Genomic DNA, 19,235 nt, shown 5'->3' with positions numbered 1-19,235 from the left:
CCGTGCAGGGCAGCCTACCGGGCACGACTTCTCCGGCCTGCAGTGAATGACACTGGTCGATTGAAATAGTTGTGAGCCGGGTAAAAATAATTGCAAAACGCCATGCTTTTGATACTCATAGACCACCTTTTGGCCTTGCTTGAGTCAGAGCACTTCGGAAAAGCAGCAGCGCCGGGCGAGCGCTTAAAAAAACAAAGGGCACCCATCCTCGGGTGCCCTTTGTTTTACAGCCAGGTGAACTCAATCACCCCATCGAACGCGCCCCCACCGGTTGCGCATGGCCCCGCGAAGTCACGATCCCCAGGAAGGAAATCACGATCGCCAGGCCCAAGGTCGAACTCACTTCCGCCCGGTGCTCAGGCGTGTACATCATCACCGCCAGCGCCCCGGCGATGAAGATGATCACCGCCCAGGTCAGGTACGGGAACAGCCACATACGGAACTTCAGCTCGGTGTTCTCCCGCTCCAGGCGGCGGCGCATGCGCAGCTGCGAGATGGCGATGACCATGTACACCAGCAGGGCGATGGCGCCAGAGCTGGCCAGCAGGAACTCGAACACGCCCTTCGGCGCGAAGTAATTGAGGATGGCGATGGCCGCGCCGATCAGGGTGCTGCCAAACACTGCAGCACGTGGCACGCCAACCTTGGAGGTCTTGTTGAGGAAGGCCGGGGCGTCACCGCGCTTGGCCAGCGAGTACATCATGCGCGAAGCAATGTAGATCGACGAGTTCATGCAGCTGGTCACGGCCACCAGCACCACCAGGTCGACCATGAACGCCGCATTGGGGATGTTCATGATTTCCAGCGCACGCTGGTACGAGCCCACCACGGCCAATTGCGGGTCGTTCCATGGCACCACCGAGATGATCACGAAGATCGACAGGATATAGAAGGTGCTGATACGCCAGATCACCGAGCGGGTGGCCTTGGCAATGTTGCGCGACGGGTCGCTGGACTCGGACGCAGCGATGGTCACCGCCTCGGTGCCGATGAAGCTGAACATCACGGTAATGAACGCGCCCACCACTGCCGACCAACCCTTCGGCGTAAAGCCGCCGTGCTCGGCCATCAGGCTGCTCAGGCCGCTGACCTCGCGGTTAGGCAGCCAGCCCATCAGCGCGGCAAAGCCCAGCCCGATGAAACCCAGAATCGCCGTTACCTTGAGAATGGCGAACCAGAACTCGAACTCACCGTACTTGGCCACGCTGAACAGGTTGGTGCCAGCGAGCAGCAGTACCGAGGCCAGGGCGAAGATCCAGCTGTCCACCTGGGGGAACCAGGCGTTCAACACATGCCCGGCGGCCAGCGCTTCGATGGGGATCACCAACACCCAGAACCACCAGTACAACCAGCCGATGGTGTAGCCGGCCCAACGGCCGATGGCCTGGTCGGCATAAGTGGAAAACGACCCGGTGTCAGGGTGCGCCACGGCCATTTCGCCGAGCATGCGCATAACCAGAACCACCAGGGTCCCGGCCACGAAATAGGAAATTATGGTAGCTGGCCCGGCCGCCGCGATGGCATGGCCAGAGCCTACGAAAAGTCCGGCGCCGATGATGCCGGCGATGGACAGCATCGTTACATGACGTGGCTTGAAACCTTGTGCAAGGTTGCCATCAGATCCCACGGTGTTCATTGATGTTGTTCTCTTTTTGCTGACACAAGGATGGACGGGCAGGCGTAGGCGAAAATATCTCCTTTCAAATTAATAAGTCGACAGGTTGCTCGCGCGCTGTTGTTGATATTTGGCACGCATCACAGAGCAAGGTGTCATTGCGGTTCGGGCTTCATTTAAGCCCCGTAGGGCTGTGGGAAATTACACGAGAACGCCCCGGAACTGTTCGATCACGACAGGGCAATTCCATTAACGCCAGATGGCGCGAATGGCATGCCCGATCGCGCCATCGGGCCGTCTGAAGCTTTTGTTTTTCATTTGAATGTGTCACTTGGTCTGCCCACGTTTGAGCGGCCACAAAAAAGCCCCGGTCTCCCGGGGCCTCTGTTGCCAAGGCGTCTGCCTACGCCTGCCCGGTGCGCTCGAAGCGTCGGGCCAGCAACAGGTAAGCGAGGATCCCCAGCACGCCATGGGCGGCCACGAACCAGAGTGCGTTATGGAACGAGCCGGTGCTGGCAACCACATAACCGATCACCAGCGGGGTGACGATACCGGCAACGTTGCCGATGCCATTGAACACACCGCCGCACAGGCCGACCATCTTCTTCGGCGCCACATCCGACAGCACTGCCCAACCTACCGCTGCCAGGCCCTTACCGAAAAAGGCCAGGGTCATCATGGCAATCACCGCCGCGTTGCTATCCATGTAGTTGGCCAGCACCAGGCTGGTGGACAGCGCCATGCCAACGATGAACGGCGTCTTGCGCGCCCTGGACGGATGCACGCCACGGCGGATCAGCCAATCGGACACGAACCCGCCAAGGATGCCGCCCGTGAAGCCACAGATGGCCGGCAACGCAGCCACCCAGCCTGCCTCCATGATGGTCATGCCACGGCCCTTGATCAGGTAGATCGGGAACCAGGTGATGAAGAAGTAGGTCAACGCCGTGATGCAGTACTGGCCCAGGTACACCGCCCACAGGTTGCGACTGGTGAACAGTTGCATCACTTCGGCACGGGTCGGTTTGCTTTGGGTCGCCTTGCGTTCCTTTTCCAGGTCGACCAGCGCGCCGCCTTCACGCATGTAATCCAGCTCTTCGCGGCTCAAGCCTGGCGCGCTGTGCGGTTCGTGGTACAGGCGGAACCACACCACGCTCAGTACCAGCCCCAACACCCCCATCCAGATGAACACGTGCTCCCAACTCAGCGTATGGGTCATCCACGCCATCAGCGGGGCAAATACCACCACAGCCATGTACTGCGCCGAGTTGAACAGCGCCGAGGCGGTTCCACGCTCACGGGTGGGGAACCAGCAACTGACGATGCGCGAGTTGGCCGGGAACGCAGGCGACTCCACCAGGCCCAGCATGAAGCGCATGGAAAACAGCGCGACCGCAGCAGACACACCGGCCAAACCCATCCAGCCGACAGTCCCTTGCAGCAGCGTGAACAGCGACCAGAGGATCAGGCTGATGCCATACACGCGGCGGGCACCGAAGCGGTCGAGCAACCAGCCCCCGGGCACCTGGCCCAGGGCGTAGGCCCAGGCGAACGCAGAAAAGATCATGCCCAGCATGACCGGGTCCAGGCCGAGGTCCTTGAGCACCTCGGTGCCGGTGATAGACAAGGTGGCGCGGTCGGCATAGTTGATGACGGTGATGACGAAGATCAGCGCCAGGACCAGGAAGCGATGGCGACCGATCCCGGCCACGGCCTGCGGTGCGGCGACGGCGGATTTGCTGTTCATGTGGACCCTCTTGCTTCTCGATGGAAGCGATTGTTCTTGTGAAGAGAAGGTGTGGCCCTTGGGCCTTTGAGCTGCTTGTACTGGCCTCTTCGCGGGCACGCCCGCGAAGAGGCCCTAGCGGTAAACCACCCGATTCGGCGGCATCTCACTCCGGAAGCAAGCCTCCAGATTGCTTAAGACCATGCCCCCCATCTCCAGCCGAGTCTGCAACGTGGCACTACCCCGATGCGGCTGAAGGCTGACCTGGTTGAGGTCACGCAAGGCCGGCGGCACCTGCGGCTCATCGACGAACACGTCCAGCCCGGCGCCGGCGATACGCTGCTCGCGCAATGCCTCGACCAGCGCGTCTTCATCCACCAACTTGCCGCGCGCCACGTTGATCAGGTAACCATTCGGCCCCAGTGCCTCCAGCACCTCGGCTGTTACCAACACCTGCCCGCCATCGGCGGAGGCAGCGACCACCAGCACGTCCACCGACCGCGCCAGCTCGACCAGGTCAGCCTCATAGCGGTAGCCCGTTTCCGGCTGTTCACGCCGCCCGTTGTAGGCAATGCGCATGTCGAATGCCGCCGCACGCCGGGCAATCGCCTTGCCCACCTGGCCAAGCCCGACAATGCCCAGGTCGATACCACTGACCCGCCGCGCCAGCGGCAGGTCGACCTTGCCCCACAAACCATCGCGCACCAGCCGTTCGCCCTCGCCCAAACGGCGCAAGGTGTTGATGATCAGGCCCATCGCCAGGTCAGCCACGTCGGCGGTGAGTACACCCGGTGTTGTGGTGACATGGATGCCGCGGCTGGCTGCATGGCGCAGGTCCACGGCGTCGGTACCGATGCCGCTGATGGCGATGATCTCCAGCGCGGGCAGCTGATCCATCAGCGCATTGGACAGCCCTTTGACACCGCCAGTGACCACACCGCGAATGCGTGGGCCAACGTCGTTGATCAGCTGTTGCGGGTCGCGCTGTTGATACAGGCGATGCACCTGATAAGCGCTGACCAGCTGGGCATCGATGGCCTCGGGGACTGGCTGGGTCAGCAGCACTTCGATGGCATTTTCGTTCATGTCGAGCATCCGGCAGTTCGAAGACATGACTCGATGCTAGGCCTGCAATTGATACAGGTCTAATATAGATGCTGGATCGAATAATTCAGGAATTGAATCATGGAGCTGCACCAGTTGCGCTGCTTCGTGGCCGTTGCCGAAGAGCTGCATTTCGGCCGTGCCGCCACCCGCCTGCACATGACCCAGCCGCCCTTGAGCCGGCAGATACAACTGCTGGAACATTCCCTGGGTGTACTGCTGCTTGAGCGTAACAACCGCCAGGCGCGGCTGACCCTGGCGGGCCAGAGCTTTCTTGAAGACGCCCGGCGCATCCTGCAAATCGCCGACTCGGCCAGCCACTCGGCACGGCGCATCGCCCATGGCGAGGCAGGCCGGCTGACCCTGGGCTTCACTGCGGTGGGGGCCTACAGCATGATCCCGCGCTTGCTGGTGCATGCCGGGCAGACGCTGCCGGATATCGAACTGGTGCTCAGTGAACGGGTTTCCAGTACCCAGGTGCACGACCTGGAAGCCGGTCTGATCGATGTCGGCCTGGTGCGCCAGGTGCTGCCCAGTGCGCGCGTGGAGTACCTGCCGATTCACCGCGAACCCTTCGTCGCCGCCCTGCCCGCCGGGCATGCGCTGGCACCGCGCGAGCGGATCAGGCCAAGCGACTTCGATGAGCAGCCTTTCGTGATGTACAGCGCCAACGAAGGGCGCTACTTCCATGACCGCATCGCCAACCTGTTTGCGCGGCACGAAGTGCAGCCGAAGTACCTGCACCAGCTGGGGCAGACGCATTCTATTCTGGGCCTGGTCAATGTGGGGTTGGGGTGCGCGGTGGTACCGGCCTCGGCGCAGGCGCTGCGCCTGGAACAGGTGGTGTTCAGGCCGCTGGTGGGGATGGAGCAGCAGGCAGAGATATTTTTGGCCTACTGCCGGGATAACCCCAACCCGGTGCTGGGGACATTTGTAGAGATGGCGCGGACCTTCTTTGAAGCAGGATAAAAGGTGATGGCCTCTTCGCGGGCAAGCCCGCGAAGAGACCGGCAGCTTTAACGCACCAGGCAAGGCCGCTTGTTATCGAAGCTCCACCCCGGAATCAGGAACTGCAACGCCACGCTGTCATCCCGCGCGCCCAGGCCCATGTTGCGGTAGCACTCATGCGCCTTGGCCAGCTGATCCTCATCCAGCTCCACCCCCAGCCCCGGCCGTGCCGGTACCCGTACATGCCCGTCGACAATGCGCAGCGGCTCGCGGGTCAGGCGCTGGCCATCCTGCCAGATCCAGTGGGTGTCGATCGCAGTGATCTCGCCCGGCGCCGCAGCCGCCACCTGGGTGAACATCGCCAGCGAAATGTCGAAGTGGTTGTTCGAATGCGAACCCCAGGTCAGCCCCCAGTCATTGCACATCTGCGCCACCCGTACCGAACCCTGCAAGGTCCAGAAGTGCGGGTCGGCCAGCGGGATGTCCACTGACTGCAACTGGATTGCATGGCCCATCTGCCGCCAGTCGGTGGCGATCATGTTGGTGGCGGTCGGCAAGCCGGTGGCGCGACGGAACTCGGCCATCACCTCGCGGCCCGAGTAACCGTTCTCGGCACCGCACGGGTCTTCGGCGTAGGCCAGCACGTCGTGCTTGTCGCGGCACAGGGCAATGGCTTCCTTCAACGACCACGCACCGTTCGGGTCGAGGGTAATACGGGCTTCGGGGAAGCGCTCGGCCAGGGCCGTTACCGCCTCCATCTCTTCTTCTCCCCGCAGTACACCGCCCTTGAGCTTGAAGTCACTGAATCCATAACGCGCCTTGGCGGCCTCCGCCAGGCGCACCACTGCTTCCGGGGTCAGGGCCTTTTCGTGGCGCACGCGGAACCAGTCATCCTCGGCATCGGCTTCGTTGCGGTAGGCCAGGTCGGTCTGCTGGCGGTCGCCGATGTAGAACAGGTAACCCAGCATCTTCACGGCATCGCGTTGCTGCCCTTCACCCAGCAATGCCGCCATCGGCACGTTGAGGTGTTGGCCGAGCAGGTCGAGCAGCGCCGATTCGATGGCGGTTACCGCATGCACGGTAATGCGCAGGTCGAAGGTTTGCAGCCCGCGCCCCGCCGAGTCGCGGTTGGCGAAGCTCTGGCGCATGGCATTGAGCACGCGCTGGTAATGGCCGATCGGCTGGCCGACCACCAGGCTGCGGGCGTCTTCCAGGGTTTGCCGAATTTTTTCCCCACCCGGCACTTCACCCAGTCCGGTGTTGCCAGCGCTGTCGCGCAGCACCACTACGTTGCGGGTAAAGAACGGGCCATGGGCGCCACTGAGGTTGAGCAGCATGCTGTCATGGCCAGCCACAGGGATCACGCGCAGGTCGGTGACCACTGGGGTGCTGGTGTGAACGGCGGGATTGGTCTGCATATTCATGGTTGTTGTCTCGCAGTCATCAGTGGGTCTGGCCCAGGGCCGAACGGGCCTTGAGGTCGTCAGAAGGGGCGCCCTTCGGGCGAGTGCGTACAAAGAAGATGGCTATGGCCGCCAGCACCGAGGTCACCGCCAGGCCATACAGGCCGCCCTGGATCGAGCCGGTCTGCTGCTCCAGAAAACCGAAGGTGGTAGGGGCGACGAAGCCACCAAGATTGCCGACCGAGTTGATCAGGGCGATCACGGCCGCCGCGATGCGGGCGTCCAGGTAACCCTGTGGAATCGGCCAGAACAGAGACGACGCCGACTTGAAACCGATGGCGGCGAAGCACACGGCCACGAAGGCAAACACCGGCCCGCCGGTGGTGGACACGAACATGCCGATGGCAGCGACCACCAGCGCCCCGGCCACCCACGCCTGCTGGAACTTCCAGCGCGCAGAACCGGCAGCGAAGGCATACATGGCCAGGATCGAGATCAGCCACGGGATCGAGTTGAAGAAGCCTACCTGCAAGTCGCTGAGGTCACCCATGCGCTTGATGATGCTCGGCAACCAGAAGGTGGCAGCGTAGATAGTCAGCTGGATGCAGAAGTAGATGAGGCAGAACAGGACAATCTGGCGGTCCTTCAGCAGGCTCCAGGCCGATGGTTTGACCGCCCCCACCGCTTCGCGCTCTCGCTGCTCGCGGTCGATGGTAGCCACGAGCGCGTCTTGCTCGGCCTGGCTCAACCACTTGGCATCCTGTGGTTTGGAATCCAGCCAGAAGAACACGAAGAAGCACAGCACCACCGAGGCCATGCCTTCGATGAACAGCATCCACTGCCAGCCATGCATACCCAGGCCCTGAATCTGCATCAGCGCACCGGCCAGCGGCCCGGAAATCAGCGAGGCCAGCGCCGAGCCGCTGAGGAAGATGGCAATCGCCTTGCCGCGCTCCGCACCTGGCAGCCAGCGGGTGAAGTAGTAGATCACACCGGGGAAGAAGCCCGCTTCGGCAACACCCAGCAAAAAGCGCAGCACGTAGAACTGGGTTTCGTTCTGCACAAACGCCATGGCCGTGGCCACCAGCCCCCAGGTGAACATGATGCGCGTCAGCCAAAGCCGCGCCCCCACCTTCTGCAGCAACATGTTCGAAGGCACTTCGAACAGGGCGTAGCCGATGAAGAACAAGCCGGCACCAAAGCCATAAGCCGCGGCACTGATACCCAGGTCGCTTTCCAGGTGCGGGCGGATGAAACCGATATTGACGCGGTCGAGGTAGTTGACGATGAACATGATGACGAACAGCGGCAGGACGTGGCGCTTGACCTTGGCCACGGCACTGGCCAACGCGTCGCCTTCAGTCCGGGCAGACGGAGCGAGGGTGTCGTTCACTTGTGAATCTCCCACTAATTGTTTTTGTGCGGGTCTGGGTTGTCTGACATGGCAGTGGGATGAGCATATGCCCAGCGAAGTTGTACGACAAGATCAACAAAGTCGACAAATAGGCAAAATACAAGCTGTCACAATGCCAAATTGCTGCGATCGTGCAAAATCAAAGTGGCTACTCGTGGGATTGGCGACAGGAAAAAACGGCAAAAAATATTTTAATGGTTTAACTTGTCGTACAAGTACAACAAGAAGTGGCTCACACCATGGAACCCGAACACACGCACAAACGCGGCCATAGCCGCGCCCATGACCTGGTCTCCAGCCTGACCCAACAGATTTTGTTGGGTACCTTCAGGCCTGGGGACAAATTGCCCTCGGAGAACACCCTGGTGCGCGAGCATGGCGTCAGCCGCACGGTGGTGCGTGAAGCCTTGTCGAAATTGCAGGCCTCGGGGCTGGTGGAGCCGCGCCACGGTATCGGTACCTTCGTGATGGAGCGCCAGCCGCAGGCGGGGCTGCGCATCGGCGCGGAGAGCGCAGCCAATGTGCGCGACCTGCTGGAGCTGCGCATTGGCCTGGAAGGCCAGGCCGCTGCTCTGGCCGCGCTGCGCCGTGACGAGGGGCACCTGGCTCGCATGCGCCAGGCACTGGATGACTACCAGGACCTGGCGGCGGCTGGTGACAGCTGCATCGAGGCGGACCGGCGCTTCCACCTGTTGATTGCCGAGGCCACGGGTAACCTGTACTTCACCGAGATGCTGCTGCAACTGGGCAACAGCCTGATCCCCCGCAACCGCATGGCGCTGGCCGAACGCGGTGGGGCGAAGCTGGCGCGGCAGGCTTACCTGGCGAACCTGGAGCATGAGGCCGTGCTCAATGCCATCCGCCGGCAAGACCCGGATGCAGCGCGGGCGGCGATCTGCCTGCACCTGTCCAACAGCCGTGACCGGTTGCTGCCGGATTAGATGTTGTGCCCACCCGGCCGTTACATTCGGCCGGCTCACCTCACCAGGTCAGGCAAATCTTGCCGAAATGCCGGTTGCTTTCCTGGTAACGGAACGCCTCGACGATCTGCTCCAGCTCGAAGTGCTTGTCCACCACTGGCCGCAGCCCGTTGGCATCGATTGCCCGCACCATCGCCTGTTGCTGCGCGCGGCTGCCCACCAGCACACCTTGCAGGCGAATTTGTCGCACCAGCGCCTGTACCAGCGGCAACTGCCCTGCCACACCGGTGAGGATGCCGATCAGCGACACATGCCCACCAATGCGCGCGGCAATCATCGACTGCTCCAACGTCGCCGGGCCGCCCACTTCAATCACATGATCGACGCCGCGATTACCGGTCAGCTCGCGCACTTTTTCACCCCAGGCAGGGGTGCTCTTGTAATTGATAAGGTGATCGGCACCCAGGGCCTTGAGGCGCTCCAGCTTGGCATCGCTGGACGAGGTGGCGATTACCGTGGCGCCGGCCAGCTTGGCGAACTGCAGGGCGAAGATCGACACGCCACCCGTGCCCTGTACCAGCACCGTGTCGCCCGGCTTGAGGTGGTCATCGCTCATCAACGCACGCCAGGCGGTAAGGCCGGCTGTAGTCAGCGTAGCCGCCTCGGCGTGGCTGAAGCCCTTGGGTGCCAGGGTAAACGCGGTAGCGCGGGCAGTGACCTGTTCACGGGCATAACCATCGATGCCGTCGCCGGGCACTCTGGCAAAGCCTTCGACATTGGCCTGGCCGTCGAGCCAGTCGGGGAAAAAGGTGCTGACCACGTGGTCGCCAACCTGGAACTCGGTGACACCAGCCCCCACCGCGACCACTTCGCCGGCGCCATCGGCCATGGGGATGCGCCGCTCGCTCGGGCCCCACATGCCGCTGACCACGGCGAAGTCGTGGTAGTTGAGGGAGCTGGCGTGCAAGCGCACGGTGATCTCGCCGGCCTCGGGCGCGGCAGCCTCGCGGGTGCCGACCTCTACCTTGTCGTAGCCGCCGCCGGGTTGTACGTAGATGGCTTTGCTGGTCATGGGTGGGTCTCCGTATCAGGGGAAAGAGTGGAGTTCAGCATAGACAGGTCAGGCCCTTTCGCGGGCATGCCCGCCAAAGGGCCCGTACAGGCGACACAACGGTCAACCCAGCATCACCTTCAATTTCCGGCAATCGGCAGCATGCCAATCCACCAGCTCCGGCCATGGGTTATCCGGCAAGTTCACCAGCACCGTCCGCGCGCCCGCCGCGCGCCCGCAGTCCAGGTCGAACCGGTAATCCCCCACCATCACCAGCTCGCTCGGCGCCACGCCCCAGGCACTGGCAATCTTCAGCAACCCATCCGGGCTCGGCTTAGGTGCGGCCTCGTCACGTCCCAGAATGTGCTCCACCGGGAAGCAGTCCGCCAGGCCGATGGCCTCCAGCGTCACATGCGCCAGCTCACGTGCATTGCGGGTGAGAATACCCAGCCGGCAACCACGCTCGGCCAACTCACGCACCAGCTCCACCGCCCCGGTGGCCGCTGTGGAGGCGAGCGCCAGGTCGCGTTCGTGCTCCAGCAGCCAGGCATGCTTGGCTGCCGCTTCGGCTGCCGGCAAGGCCGCCAGGTGGGTGAGGATGTCGTGCTCGGCCGGGATGTCCAGCGCCACGCGGATGGCGGCGAAATCGTGCACGGCCACGGTCAGGGTGCCGTCCATGTCGAACACCCAGTTGCGTACCTCGCCCAGGCTCATGCCCAGTCCTTACGGTGGCGAATCAGGCCTTCCTGGCTCGACGATGCCACCAGTTGCCCGGCCTGGTTGAAGATGCTGCCACGGCAGAAACCGCGGGAATTACCGGCCCATGGGCTGTCGGTGGCATACAGCAGCCACTCGTCGGCACGCAGGTTGCCATGGAACCACAGCGAATGGTCGAGGCTGGCGATCTGCATGTCGCGCTGCCACACCGATTTGCCATGCGGTAACAGCGAAGTGGTCAGCAGACCAAAATCCGAGGCGTAGGCCAGCATGTATTTGTGCAGGGCAGGTACGTCGGGCAGGTTGCCGTCGGCGCGGAACCAGGCGTACTTCACCGGGTCGCCAGGCTTGGGGTTGAACGGGTCGCGCTCGGTGACCGGGCGAATTTCGATCGGCTTGGCGCACAGCACCTTGTCGCGAATGCGCTCTGGCAGCTGGTCGGCCATGGCGCGGGCCAGCTCCACCTCGGTGGGCAGGTTTTCCGGGCCGACCACGTCTGGCATCTGCGCCTGGTGCGCGAAACCTTCCTCGTCGTACTGGAACGACGCGCTGCAGGTGAAGATGGTCTGGCCCTTCTGAATCGCCGTCACCCGCCGGGTGCTGAAGCTGCCGCCATCGCGCACGCGGTCAACCGAGTACACCACCGGCAGGCTGGCATCGCCCGGGCGCAGGAAGTAGCCGTGCAACGAATGCACATGGCGAGCGTCCTCTACCGTCTGGCTGGCCGCCGACAAGGACTGGCCCAGCACTTGCCCACCGTACAGCTGGCGGAAGCCCAGGTCCTGGCTACGTCCACGGAACAGGTTCTCCTCGATGGCTTCGAGGCTCAACAGGTCGACCAGGTCGTCCAACACATGACTCATTGGGGGTTCTCCTCGCAAGGCAACACGTCTCTACAGCGCTCTTTGATAAGGGCAAATGATACAGGGTTTGTCATTCGCGCCGGGCATGGCCGTGCATTCAGGCACGCAGGGTCTTTTCCCAGTGCGCGCGGTCGATGCGGTACAGCACATGCGGACGCAGCGGGTGGCCCTCGGGCAGGCGGGGGTGTTCGAAGCTGCCGTTCAGGTCCTGCTGCATGCCAATGGCCTGCATCACCTTCTGCGACGGCAGGTTGCTCTCGCTAGTGAACGACACCACCTCTTCCAGGCGCAATTGGGCGAAAGCACAACGCAGGCAGGTCCACGCCGCCTCGCTGGCGAACCCCAGGCCCCAGTGCCGCCGTGCCAGGCGCCAGCCAATCTCCACAGCCGGCGCAAAATCGGCATCGAAGCCGACATGCAACAACCCGGTCATGCCGATGAACGCACCGCTGTCCTTGCGCTCCAGCGCCCATAAACCAAAACCGTACTCGTTGAAGTGCCCACGCACGCGGCCAATCAGTGCAGCCGCTTCAAGGCGCGTCAGCGGCGCCGGGAAGTAGCGCATTACCTGGGGGTCTGCACACAGCGCGGCGAACTCGCGCAGGTCGTCGTCATGCCATTGGCGCAGCACCAGCCGTGCGCTTTCCAGTTCAAGAATGGGGGTCATCGGGCCTGCTCCGGTTTTGCCGTGTTGCAGTTTACAGCGTAGGCGCGGGCGCAGGTTTCACCCAGCCGCCATCAGCCGAATGCAATTTTCACATGCCCTTCACTGCCTCCCGACAGGGCGCTTGGCAGGATGCCGCCATCACTGCCGCGCCAGGCGCGGCCATGCCAAATGGAGCAACGCATGCTATCGAGCAATACCCTGGGGCACCCTGCCATCCACGCCCGGCGCAAGCGACGCCTGTCCCGCAAAGCCCTCGGTGCCGCCCTTGGCCTGTGCATGGTCGTGGCGGCGTTGACCACCTGGCTGGCGACGAGGACGCATATCGTGGACCTTGGCAACGAGCAACAACTGAGTGACAGCGGCCTGCTGCAGGATTGGGCCGATGGCGCAGTGATCGTGATGATCCGCCACGCCGAACGCTGCGACAGCGCGCCCGGCCCCTGCCTGGACGACCCCACCGGCATCACCGTGGCCGGCAGCCAGGCCGCTGGCCGCGTTGGCCAGGGGCTGCACCAGTTGGGCCTGGACAATGCCGACCTGCTCAGCAGCCCGAAACTGCGTACCCGGCAAACCGCGCACTTCATCCTCGGCCAGGCGGTGGCCAGCGAGGACTGGCTGGAAGGTTGCGACAAGCAATTCGCCAGTGAGGCATTGGCCCATAAACGGCCCGGGCATAACCTGGTGCTGGTAACCCACAACGGCTGCATCGACCATTTCGCCCGCCAGCAGAACGTTGTGGGGGGCGAGCGTGAAAGCGGCTATGCCAGCGCCCTGTTCGTGTCGGTGGATGGCAACGGCAAGGCGCGTATCCTCGGGCGCCTTAACGAGCCGGACTGGCAACGCGTATTGGCCAGCGCAGGGCGATAACTGGCAAGATCAGCACTGGCCCCGATTGCGAACACCCCATGCCGCTGCCGCTGATCTACCACGAAGACTACAGCCCGGAGTTCCCCGCCGAACACCGCTTCCCGATGGACAAGTTCCGCCTGCTGCACGACCACCTGGTCGACAGCGGGCTGACCACTGATCAGGCCCTGCTGCGCCCGGACATCTGCCCCAACGACATCCTCGCCCTGGCCCACGACCGCAGCTACATCGAACGCTACATGAACGGCGAACTGTCCCGCGAGGACCAGCGCCGCCTCGGCCTGCCCTGGAGCGAAGCCCTGGCCCGGCGCACCGTACGCGCCGTAGGTGGCTCGCTGCTGACCGCCGAAATGGCGCTGCAGCACGGCATCGCCTGCCACCTCGCTGGCGGCACCCACCACGCCCATTACGACCACCCCGCCGGCTTCTGCATTTTCAACGACCTGGCCGTGATCAGCCGCTACCTGCTGGAGGCTGGCCGGGTACACCGGGTGCTGATCTTCGACTGCGATGTGCACCAGGGCGACGGCACCGCACGCATTCTGCAAGACACACCCGAGGCCATCACCGTGTCGCTGCATTGCGAACAAAACTTCCCGGCGCGCAAGGCACAAAGCGATTGGGACATCCCCCTGCCACGCGGCATGGGCGACGCAGCCTACCTGAAGGTGGTGGACGACGCCCTCAACTACCTGCTGCCCCTCTACCAACCCGACCTGGTGTTGTATGACGCTGGCGTCGATGTGCACAAGGACGACGCGCTGGGTTACCTGCAACTGACCGACGCTGGCGTTGCTGCCCGTGACGAAGCAGTGCTGCGCCATTGCCTGGGCCGCGATATCCCGGTGGTGGGTGTGATCGGCGGCGGCTACAGCAAGGACCGCGAGGCCTTGGCCAGGCGCCACGGCATTCTTCACCACAGCGCTGCACGGGTCATCGGTTGTTCACAATGACTGTGGAGCCGCTTGTGGATAACCTGCGGGAAAGGCGCTGTAGCCCTTTGCGGGCAAGGCCTGCAGGATACTGATTATTTTTTGACCAGTGCTTCCATGGGCAGCGCTGCGCTAGAATGCGCCTCTTTTCCACAGCCTGCTGCCCACCATGCCCGATCTCAACCCCGCCTCCTCTCCCCTCGCTGTCGTCATCGGTGGCGGCCCTGCCGGCCTGATGGCCGCAGAAGCACTGGCCCACGCGGGCCTGGCGGTCGAGGTGTTCGATGCCATGCCTTCCGTGGGCCGCAAGTTCCTGCTGGCGGGTGTTGGCGGCATGAACATCACCCACTCCGAGCCCTACCCGGCCTTCGTTGCCCGCTATGCCGGGCGTCAGGGCGAAATCGATGCGCTGCTGCGCGACTTCGATGCCGACGCCTTGCGCCAGTGGATTCACGGTTTGGGCATCGAGACCTTCGTCGGTACCTCGGGCCGGGTGTTCCCCACCGACATGAAAGCCGCGCCACTGCTGCGTGCCTGGCTCAAGCGCCTGCGCGACGCCGGGGTAGTTATCCACACCCGACACCGCTGGCTGGGCTGGGACGCGGATGGCGCCTTACGGATTGCTTATCCACAGGGCGAGCGTGCGGTGAAGGCTGCGGTCGTAGTGCTGGCGCTGGGCGGTGGCAGCTGGGCGCGATTGGGCTCCGACGGCAGCTGGCAAGCGCTGCTGGCCGAACGGGCTGTGGATATCTCGCCTTTGCAGCCGAGTAACTGCGGTTTTGAAGTTGAGGGCTGGAGCGCACTGCTCAAGGACAAGTTCGCGGGCGCACCGCTGAAGAACATTGCCCTCAGCGTTCCGGGCAACGCACCGCGCAAGGGCGAGTTCATCCTCACCGCGCAAGGGGTGGAGGGCAGCCTGGTATATGCCTGGTCGGCATTGGTGCGCGAGGCCATCAATCGCGAAAGCCGTGGGCTGCTGTTGCTCGACCTGCTGCCGGACAAGCCTGTGGACAAGATTGCCCAGGCACTGGCCAAGCCACGCGGCTCGCGCTCCATGGCCAAACACTTGCACAGCCAGTTGGGGATTGACGGAGTGAAGGCTGCGTTGCTGCGCGAGCTGACCGATCAGGCGACCTTTGCCGACCCGCAGGCGCTGGCTCAGGCGATCAAGGCATTGCCGATCACACTGGTGCGTACGCGGCCGCTGGATGAAGCGATCAGCAGTGCTGGCGGGGTGCGCTTCGAGGGGCTGGATGAGGGGTTGATGGTCAAGGGCATGCCGGGGGTGTTCTGTGCCGGCGAGATGCTGGACTGGGAGGCGCCGACCGGGGGGTATTTGCTGACGGCGTGCTTTGCCAGCGGCTTGCGCGCCGGGCGGGCGGCGGCGGATTGGCTGGCACGGGATTCCTGATAGATTGCCGGGGCCGCAAAGCGGCCCCAAAAATCTCAAGGCTTACGCTTACGCGGCCCACCATTGAAGCTTGGCACCTTGCGCACCGCCTTGACCGCCGGCTCCGCATTACCCGCTTCAGTGCTGTCCATCCAGCGCCCCAGCCCACGCTTGGCGCTGTTCTCTTTCGGCTTCTTGGGCTTCTTCGGCTTCTTGATCACCTGGCCAGTGGCATCGGTCATCGGCACTCGGTGATCGGGGATGAAGTCCGGCTCTTCATGGCGCGGCAGTGTCTGGCGAGTCAGCACTTCGATGGCCGCCAGCAGTTGCACTTCATCAGCGCACACCAGCGAAATGGCCTCGCCCTTGTTGCCGGCTCGCCCGGTACGGCCGATGCGGTGCACGTAATCCTCGGCCACGATCGGCAAGTCGAGGTTGACCACCAACGGAAGATCATCGATGTCCAGGCCACGGGCAGCCACGTCGGTCGCCACCAGCACCTGCACCTCGCGGGCCTTGAAGCTGTCCAGCGCGCGCTGGCGGGTGGCTTGCGGCCGGTCACCGTGGATACCATCGGCATTCACACCCTCGGCCAGCAAGCGCTCTACCAGCTGGTCAACGCCATTGCGGGTCTTGGCAAATACCAGCACCTGCTTCCAGCGCTGTTTGCGCAGCAGGTGGCAGAACAGGTCGACCTTGCGCTTTTTATCCACAGGCACCAGCCACTGCTTGACGCTGGCGGCCGTGGCATTGCGCGGGCTCACTTCGATGCTGAGCGGGTCATTCAGCGCCAGCCCCGCCAGCATGCGGATCTGGTCGGAGAAGGTGGCGGAAAACAGCAACGTCTGGCGCTTGCGTGGCAGCGCGGCGTACACCGATTGCAGTTCTTCGGCAAAGCCCAGGTCGAGCATGCGGTCGGCTTCATCCAGCACCAGCGTTTGCACCTGGTTGAACTTCACCGCGTTTTGCCGGAACAGGTCGAGCAAGCGGCCCGGGGTGGCCACCAGCAGGTCGACGCCACGGCGCAGGCGCATCATCTGCGGGTTGATACTGACCCCGCCGTACACCGCGTAAGTGCTCAGCGGCAGGTTCTCGGCGTACTCGCGCACGTTGTTGTGCACCTGCTCGGCCAGCTCGCGGGTGGGCACCAGCACCAGCGCACGGATCGAGTTGCTGGCCACTTTTTCACCCTCCAGCGCCAGGCGCTGCAACACAGGCAAGGCAAAGCCCGCAGTCTTGCCGGTGCCGGTCTGGGCTGCGGCCATCAGGTCGCGGCCAGCCAGCACGGCAGGGATGGCCTTGGCCTGCACCGGGGTCGGGGTGGTGTAGTCCAGTTGCTGCAGCGTGCGCAGCAGCGGTTCGATCAGGCCGAGTTTGGCGAAATTCATGGCAATACCGTCAGGGGGTTCAGCGAAGGCGGCAAGTTTACCGCATCGCCCCTGCCTACTTGCAGATTTCGCCTTTCAACGGCTGAGGGGGCTGGGGCGCCTTGCGCCACTGTGGCAGGCCGATCAGCACCACTGCACCGATGATCACTGCCATGGCCACGCACTCTTCGGCACCAATCTGTTCACCGGCAAAGACAATGCCCAGCAGCACAGCCACTGCCGGGTTGACGTAGGCATAGCTGGTGGCGGCAGCCGGGCGCACATGCTTGAGCAGGTACATGTAGGCACTGAACGCCAGGATCGAGCCGAAGAACACCAGGTAGGCCAGCGCTCCCCAGCCAGCGGCAGTCGGCATCTGCGTCATGCGCTCGCCCGACAGCACGCTGCCCAGCAACAGCACCGCACCACCCACCAGCATTTCCGCAGCACTGGCCATCGGCCCCTGAGGCAACGGCAAGGTCTTGCTCCACACCGAGCCGAATGCCCACGACGCCGCCGCGAAAATGATCAGCGCCGCACCAATCGGGCTCGCCTGCAAGTTGGACCCCATGTTCAGCATGCCGATGCCCACCAGCCCCAAAGCGATGCCCGCCCACTCCAGCTTCGAATTACGGTGCCCGAACAGCAGGCCAAACAGCAAAGTGAACAACGGCACAGTCGCCACTGCCAGCGCCGCCACACCCGACGCCACCCCAGCGTGTTCGGCCACGGTCACACCGCCGTTGCCACAACTGAGCAGCAAAAAGCCGATCGCTCCCGCTGCCCGCCATTGCGGCCAGGTCGGTGCCGGCACGCCACGCCAGCGCAAGAAACCGTACAGCAGGCCCCCGGCAATCAGGAAGCGCACGCCGGCCATGAGCATCGGCGGCCAGCTCTCCACGCCGATGCGAATGAACAGGTAGGTAGACCCCCAGACCAGGTACAAGGCCAGGAAAGCACCAATGAGCAACAGTGGGAAACGACGGGCGGCAGGCATGGGAAAACTCGAAATCCGTTTACGGGTGACTCAGTTTAACGGCCTGCCTGAGTGAAGATACGTTACAGAACCGGCGCAAATGAGCGGCACACTTTTGGTGCGTTCGGTTTGGGTGGGGGGAAGCCTTAACGGAATTTGGCCAAGGTTTCGCGAATCTTCGCGGCGGGCACTTTCTGCAAGCGGCACAGGAAGTCGTGTGAAAGTTGCTGGATACCATGGGCCTGACGCAGTTCACCGGCCAGGTGTTGCAACAGGTTGGCCGCCATCTCGGCATCGGCCATGGCCCGGTGCGCGGTACCGGTGTCCGGCAGCCCGGCCCAGCGGGTCAGGGTGCCCAGCTTGTGGTTCGGCGCCATTGGCAGCAGGCGCCGCGACAACAGCAGGGAGCAGGCGAACGACTGGCGGCGGCTACGACCGATGCGGCTCAGTTCGTAATCCCAGAACTTCTGGTCGAACGCCGCATTGTGTGCCAGCAACGGGGTGTCGCCGACAAACTCGGCCACTTCGTTCATTACCTTGTCCACCGGCGGCGCGCTGCGCAGCATGGCAGTGGTGATCCCGGTCAACCCGGCAACGAAGGCCGGTACCGGCACGCCCGCGTTCATCAGGCTCTGGTAGCGCTCGACGATGCGCCCGTCCTCCAGCATCACCACCGCCACTTCGGTGGCACGGCAACCTGCACTGGGGGTGATACCGGTGGTTTCAAAGTCGATGACAGCAATACGTTCCATGCAAGGGCCTCAATGTTTGAGCAATAGCTTACCCTCGATGGGCACATAACGGGTGGCGGCACGGATCAGCGACAAGGCGGTGAGCCCCGGCACGCCATATACCACGGCCTCGGTGCCATGGCGCTGGATCACCCGCTCCAGCAGCAAGTCGAAATCGCCATCACCAGAGGCCAGCACCACCTGGTCGACCCGGCTGGCTGCATCGATTACATCCAGGGTGATACCCACATCCCAGTCACCTTTGGCCGAGCCGTCGCTGCGCTGGATGAAGGGTTTGAGGCGCACATCGAAACCGAGGTTGCGCAAGATCTGCTGGAACTGCTGTTGCTTGCTGTCGCCACGGTCGATGGCATAGGCCACGGCTTCGACGATCTGGCCTTCACGGCTGACGTCGGCCCACAATTCGGTGTAGTTGAAATGGCAGCCATGGGCCTGGCGCACGGTGTAGTAGAGGTTCTGCACATCGGCGAACAGCGCGATCTTTTTCACCTTGAACCTCATGGTCGGCCTGGAATACAGAGGG

At 63.4% G+C, this 19,235-nt stretch carries 18 protein-coding genes; 5 read left to right on the top strand and 13 right to left on the bottom strand.

Annotated features, from left to right (window positions below; translation table 11 throughout):
* Positions 1–244 precede the first annotated feature (244 nt).
* The 3 genes from gabP to B9A31_RS03915 form a co-directional block, all read right to left on the bottom strand.
* Positions 245–1,636 (bottom strand): GABA permease, encoded by a 1,392-nt coding sequence (gene gabP / locus B9A31_RS03925; protein WP_019097486.1) that lies wholly within the window; start codon positions 1,634–1,636, stop codon positions 245–247.
* A gap of 382 nt (positions 1,637–2,018) precedes the next feature.
* On the bottom strand, positions 2,019–3,362 hold the full coding sequence (locus B9A31_RS03920; RefSeq protein WP_025754303.1) for an MFS transporter: 1,344 nt from the start codon (positions 3,360–3,362) through the stop codon (positions 2,019–2,021).
* Positions 3,363–3,476: 114 nt separating this feature from the next.
* A complete protein-coding gene (locus tag B9A31_RS03915; RefSeq protein WP_084296667.1) occupies positions 3,477–4,427 on the bottom strand; it encodes a 2-hydroxyacid dehydrogenase in 951 nt (316 codons plus the stop codon).
* A 99-nt stretch (positions 4,428–4,526) separates the two neighbouring features.
* On the opposite strand from B9A31_RS03915, the gene B9A31_RS03910 reads away from it, so the two are divergent.
* On the top strand, positions 4,527–5,414 hold the full coding sequence (locus B9A31_RS03910) for a LysR family transcriptional regulator (protein WP_028699928.1): 888 nt from the start codon (positions 4,527–4,529) through the stop codon (positions 5,412–5,414).
* 47 nt (positions 5,415–5,461) lie between these two features.
* On the opposite strand, the gene gudD is transcribed toward B9A31_RS03910, so the two are convergent.
* Together gudD and B9A31_RS03900 are read right to left on the bottom strand one after the other, a co-directional pair.
* Positions 5,462–6,817: a glucarate dehydratase gene (gene gudD, locus B9A31_RS03905; RefSeq protein ID WP_084296666.1), complete on the bottom strand. Its 1,356-nt coding sequence runs from the start codon at positions 6,815–6,817 to the stop codon at positions 5,462–5,464.
* A 19-nt stretch (positions 6,818–6,836) separates the two neighbouring features.
* Positions 6,837–8,189 carry an MFS transporter gene (locus B9A31_RS03900; protein WP_016712123.1) on the bottom strand — a complete coding sequence of 451 codons (1,353 nt, stop codon included), beginning with the start codon at positions 8,187–8,189 and terminating at the stop codon, positions 6,837–6,839.
* A 260-nt stretch (positions 8,190–8,449) separates the two neighbouring features.
* On the opposite strand from B9A31_RS03900, the gene B9A31_RS03895 reads away from it, so the two are divergent.
* The gene (locus B9A31_RS03895; protein WP_019097491.1) at positions 8,450–9,151 is read left to right on the top strand and encodes a FadR/GntR family transcriptional regulator; all 702 of its coding nucleotides are present in this window, start codon (positions 8,450–8,452) and stop codon (positions 9,149–9,151) included.
* A gap of 40 nt (positions 9,152–9,191) precedes the next feature.
* On the opposite strand, the gene B9A31_RS03890 is transcribed toward B9A31_RS03895, so the two are convergent.
* The 4 genes from B9A31_RS03890 to B9A31_RS03875 all read right to left on the bottom strand — a co-directional run bounded on the left by B9A31_RS03890 (position 9,192) and on the right by B9A31_RS03875 (position 12,428).
* Positions 9,192–10,202, bottom strand: coding sequence for a zinc-dependent alcohol dehydrogenase family protein (locus tag B9A31_RS03890; RefSeq protein ID WP_016712125.1), 1,011 nt, complete (start codon positions 10,200–10,202; stop codon positions 9,192–9,194).
* A 102-nt stretch (positions 10,203–10,304) separates the two neighbouring features.
* Entirely contained in the window at positions 10,305–10,895 is a 591-nt protein-coding gene (locus B9A31_RS03885; RefSeq protein ID WP_027614892.1) for an HAD family hydrolase, read from the bottom strand.
* A complete protein-coding gene (gene tesB, locus B9A31_RS03880; RefSeq protein ID WP_019097493.1) occupies positions 10,892–11,761 on the bottom strand; it encodes an acyl-CoA thioesterase II in 870 nt (289 codons plus the stop codon). Before tesB ends, B9A31_RS03885 begins: the two co-directional genes overlap by 4 nt.
* A 97-nt stretch (positions 11,762–11,858) precedes the next feature.
* Positions 11,859–12,428 (bottom strand): GNAT family N-acetyltransferase, encoded by a 570-nt coding sequence (locus B9A31_RS03875; protein WP_019097494.1) that lies wholly within the window; start codon positions 12,426–12,428, stop codon positions 11,859–11,861.
* Between the two features lie 180 nt (positions 12,429–12,608).
* Between B9A31_RS03875 and B9A31_RS03870 the strand changes: the two genes are divergently transcribed.
* The 3 genes from B9A31_RS03870 to B9A31_RS03860 all read left to right on the top strand — a co-directional run bounded on the left by B9A31_RS03870 (position 12,609) and on the right by B9A31_RS03860 (position 15,638).
* The gene (locus tag B9A31_RS03870; protein WP_019097495.1) at positions 12,609–13,295 is read left to right on the top strand and encodes a lipopolysaccharide core heptose(II)-phosphate phosphatase PmrG; all 687 of its coding nucleotides are present in this window, start codon (positions 12,609–12,611) and stop codon (positions 13,293–13,295) included.
* A gap of 38 nt (positions 13,296–13,333) precedes the next feature.
* Positions 13,334–14,248: a histone deacetylase family protein gene (locus B9A31_RS03865; protein WP_019097496.1), complete on the top strand. Its 915-nt coding sequence runs from the start codon at positions 13,334–13,336 to the stop codon at positions 14,246–14,248.
* Between the two features lie 148 nt (positions 14,249–14,396).
* On the top strand, positions 14,397–15,638 hold the full coding sequence (locus B9A31_RS03860; RefSeq protein ID WP_084296665.1) for a TIGR03862 family flavoprotein: 1,242 nt from the start codon (positions 14,397–14,399) through the stop codon (positions 15,636–15,638).
* Between the two features lie 35 nt (positions 15,639–15,673).
* On the opposite strand, the gene B9A31_RS03855 is transcribed toward B9A31_RS03860, so the two are convergent.
* The 4 genes from B9A31_RS03855 to B9A31_RS03840 all read right to left on the bottom strand — a co-directional run bounded on the left by B9A31_RS03855 (position 15,674) and on the right by B9A31_RS03840 (position 19,213).
* Positions 15,674–17,005 (bottom strand): DEAD/DEAH box helicase, encoded by a 1,332-nt coding sequence (locus B9A31_RS03855; protein ID WP_016712133.1) that lies wholly within the window; start codon positions 17,003–17,005, stop codon positions 15,674–15,676.
* Positions 17,006–17,060: 55 nt separating this feature from the next.
* Positions 17,061–17,981, bottom strand: coding sequence for a drug/metabolite exporter YedA (gene yedA, locus B9A31_RS03850; RefSeq protein ID WP_016712134.1), 921 nt, complete (start codon positions 17,979–17,981; stop codon positions 17,061–17,063).
* A 125-nt stretch (positions 17,982–18,106) separates the two neighbouring features.
* Positions 18,107–18,712 (bottom strand): 3'-5' exonuclease, encoded by a 606-nt coding sequence (locus B9A31_RS03845; protein ID WP_084296664.1) that lies wholly within the window; start codon positions 18,710–18,712, stop codon positions 18,107–18,109.
* A gap of 9 nt (positions 18,713–18,721) precedes the next feature.
* Positions 18,722–19,213 (bottom strand): NYN domain-containing protein, encoded by a 492-nt coding sequence (locus B9A31_RS03840; protein WP_020371263.1) that lies wholly within the window; start codon positions 19,211–19,213, stop codon positions 18,722–18,724.
* Between the last annotated feature and the right edge of the window lie 22 nt (positions 19,214–19,235).

It is taken from the genome of Pseudomonas sp. URIL14HWK12:I5 (assembly GCF_900176445.1).
GTDB classification, from domain to species: Bacteria; Pseudomonadota; Gammaproteobacteria; order Pseudomonadales; family Pseudomonadaceae; genus Aquipseudomonas; species Aquipseudomonas monteilii.
The sequence above is the reverse complement of the archived record's forward strand: the minus strand, read 5'-3'. Positions and strand labels throughout refer to the sequence as shown.

Excerpts from the sequence above, each read along its gene's own strand:
- gabP (WP_019097486.1), bottom strand. The coding sequence starts at position 1,636 with ATGAACACCGTGGGATCTGATGGCAACCTTGCACAAGGTTTCAAGCCA.
- B9A31_RS03920 (WP_025754303.1), bottom strand. The coding sequence starts at position 3,362 with ATGAACAGCAAATCCGCCGTCGCCGCACCGCAGGCCGTGGCCGGGATC.
- B9A31_RS03915 (WP_084296667.1), bottom strand. The coding sequence starts at position 4,427 with ATGAACGAAAATGCCATCGAAGTGCTGCTGACCCAGCCAGTCCCCGAG.
- B9A31_RS03910 (WP_028699928.1), top strand. The coding sequence starts at position 4,527 with ATGGAGCTGCACCAGTTGCGCTGCTTCGTGGCCGTTGCCGAAGAGCTG.
- gudD (WP_084296666.1), bottom strand. The coding sequence starts at position 6,817 with ATGAATATGCAGACCAATCCCGCCGTTCACACCAGCACCCCAGTGGTC.
- B9A31_RS03895 (WP_019097491.1), top strand. The coding sequence starts at position 8,450 with ATGGAACCCGAACACACGCACAAACGCGGCCATAGCCGCGCCCATGAC.
- B9A31_RS03890 (WP_016712125.1), bottom strand. The coding sequence starts at position 10,202 with ATGACCAGCAAAGCCATCTACGTACAACCCGGCGGCGGCTACGACAAG.
- B9A31_RS03885 (WP_027614892.1), bottom strand. The coding sequence starts at position 10,895 with ATGAGCCTGGGCGAGGTACGCAACTGGGTGTTCGACATGGACGGCACC.
- tesB (WP_019097493.1), bottom strand. The coding sequence starts at position 11,761 with ATGAGTCATGTGTTGGACGACCTGGTCGACCTGTTGAGCCTCGAAGCC.
- B9A31_RS03875 (WP_019097494.1), bottom strand. The coding sequence starts at position 12,428 with ATGACCCCCATTCTTGAACTGGAAAGCGCACGGCTGGTGCTGCGCCAA.
- B9A31_RS03870 (WP_019097495.1), top strand. The coding sequence starts at position 12,609 with ATGCTATCGAGCAATACCCTGGGGCACCCTGCCATCCACGCCCGGCGC.
- B9A31_RS03865 (WP_019097496.1), top strand. The coding sequence starts at position 13,334 with ATGCCGCTGCCGCTGATCTACCACGAAGACTACAGCCCGGAGTTCCCC.
- B9A31_RS03860 (WP_084296665.1), top strand. The coding sequence starts at position 14,397 with ATGCCCGATCTCAACCCCGCCTCCTCTCCCCTCGCTGTCGTCATCGGT.
- B9A31_RS03855 (WP_016712133.1), bottom strand. The coding sequence starts at position 17,005 with ATGAATTTCGCCAAACTCGGCCTGATCGAACCGCTGCTGCGCACGCTG.
- yedA (WP_016712134.1), bottom strand. The coding sequence starts at position 17,981 with ATGCCTGCCGCCCGTCGTTTCCCACTGTTGCTCATTGGTGCTTTCCTG.
- B9A31_RS03845 (WP_084296664.1), bottom strand. The coding sequence starts at position 18,712 with ATGGAACGTATTGCTGTCATCGACTTTGAAACCACCGGTATCACCCCC.
- B9A31_RS03840 (WP_020371263.1), bottom strand. The coding sequence starts at position 19,213 with ATGAGGTTCAAGGTGAAAAAGATCGCGCTGTTCGCCGATGTGCAGAAC.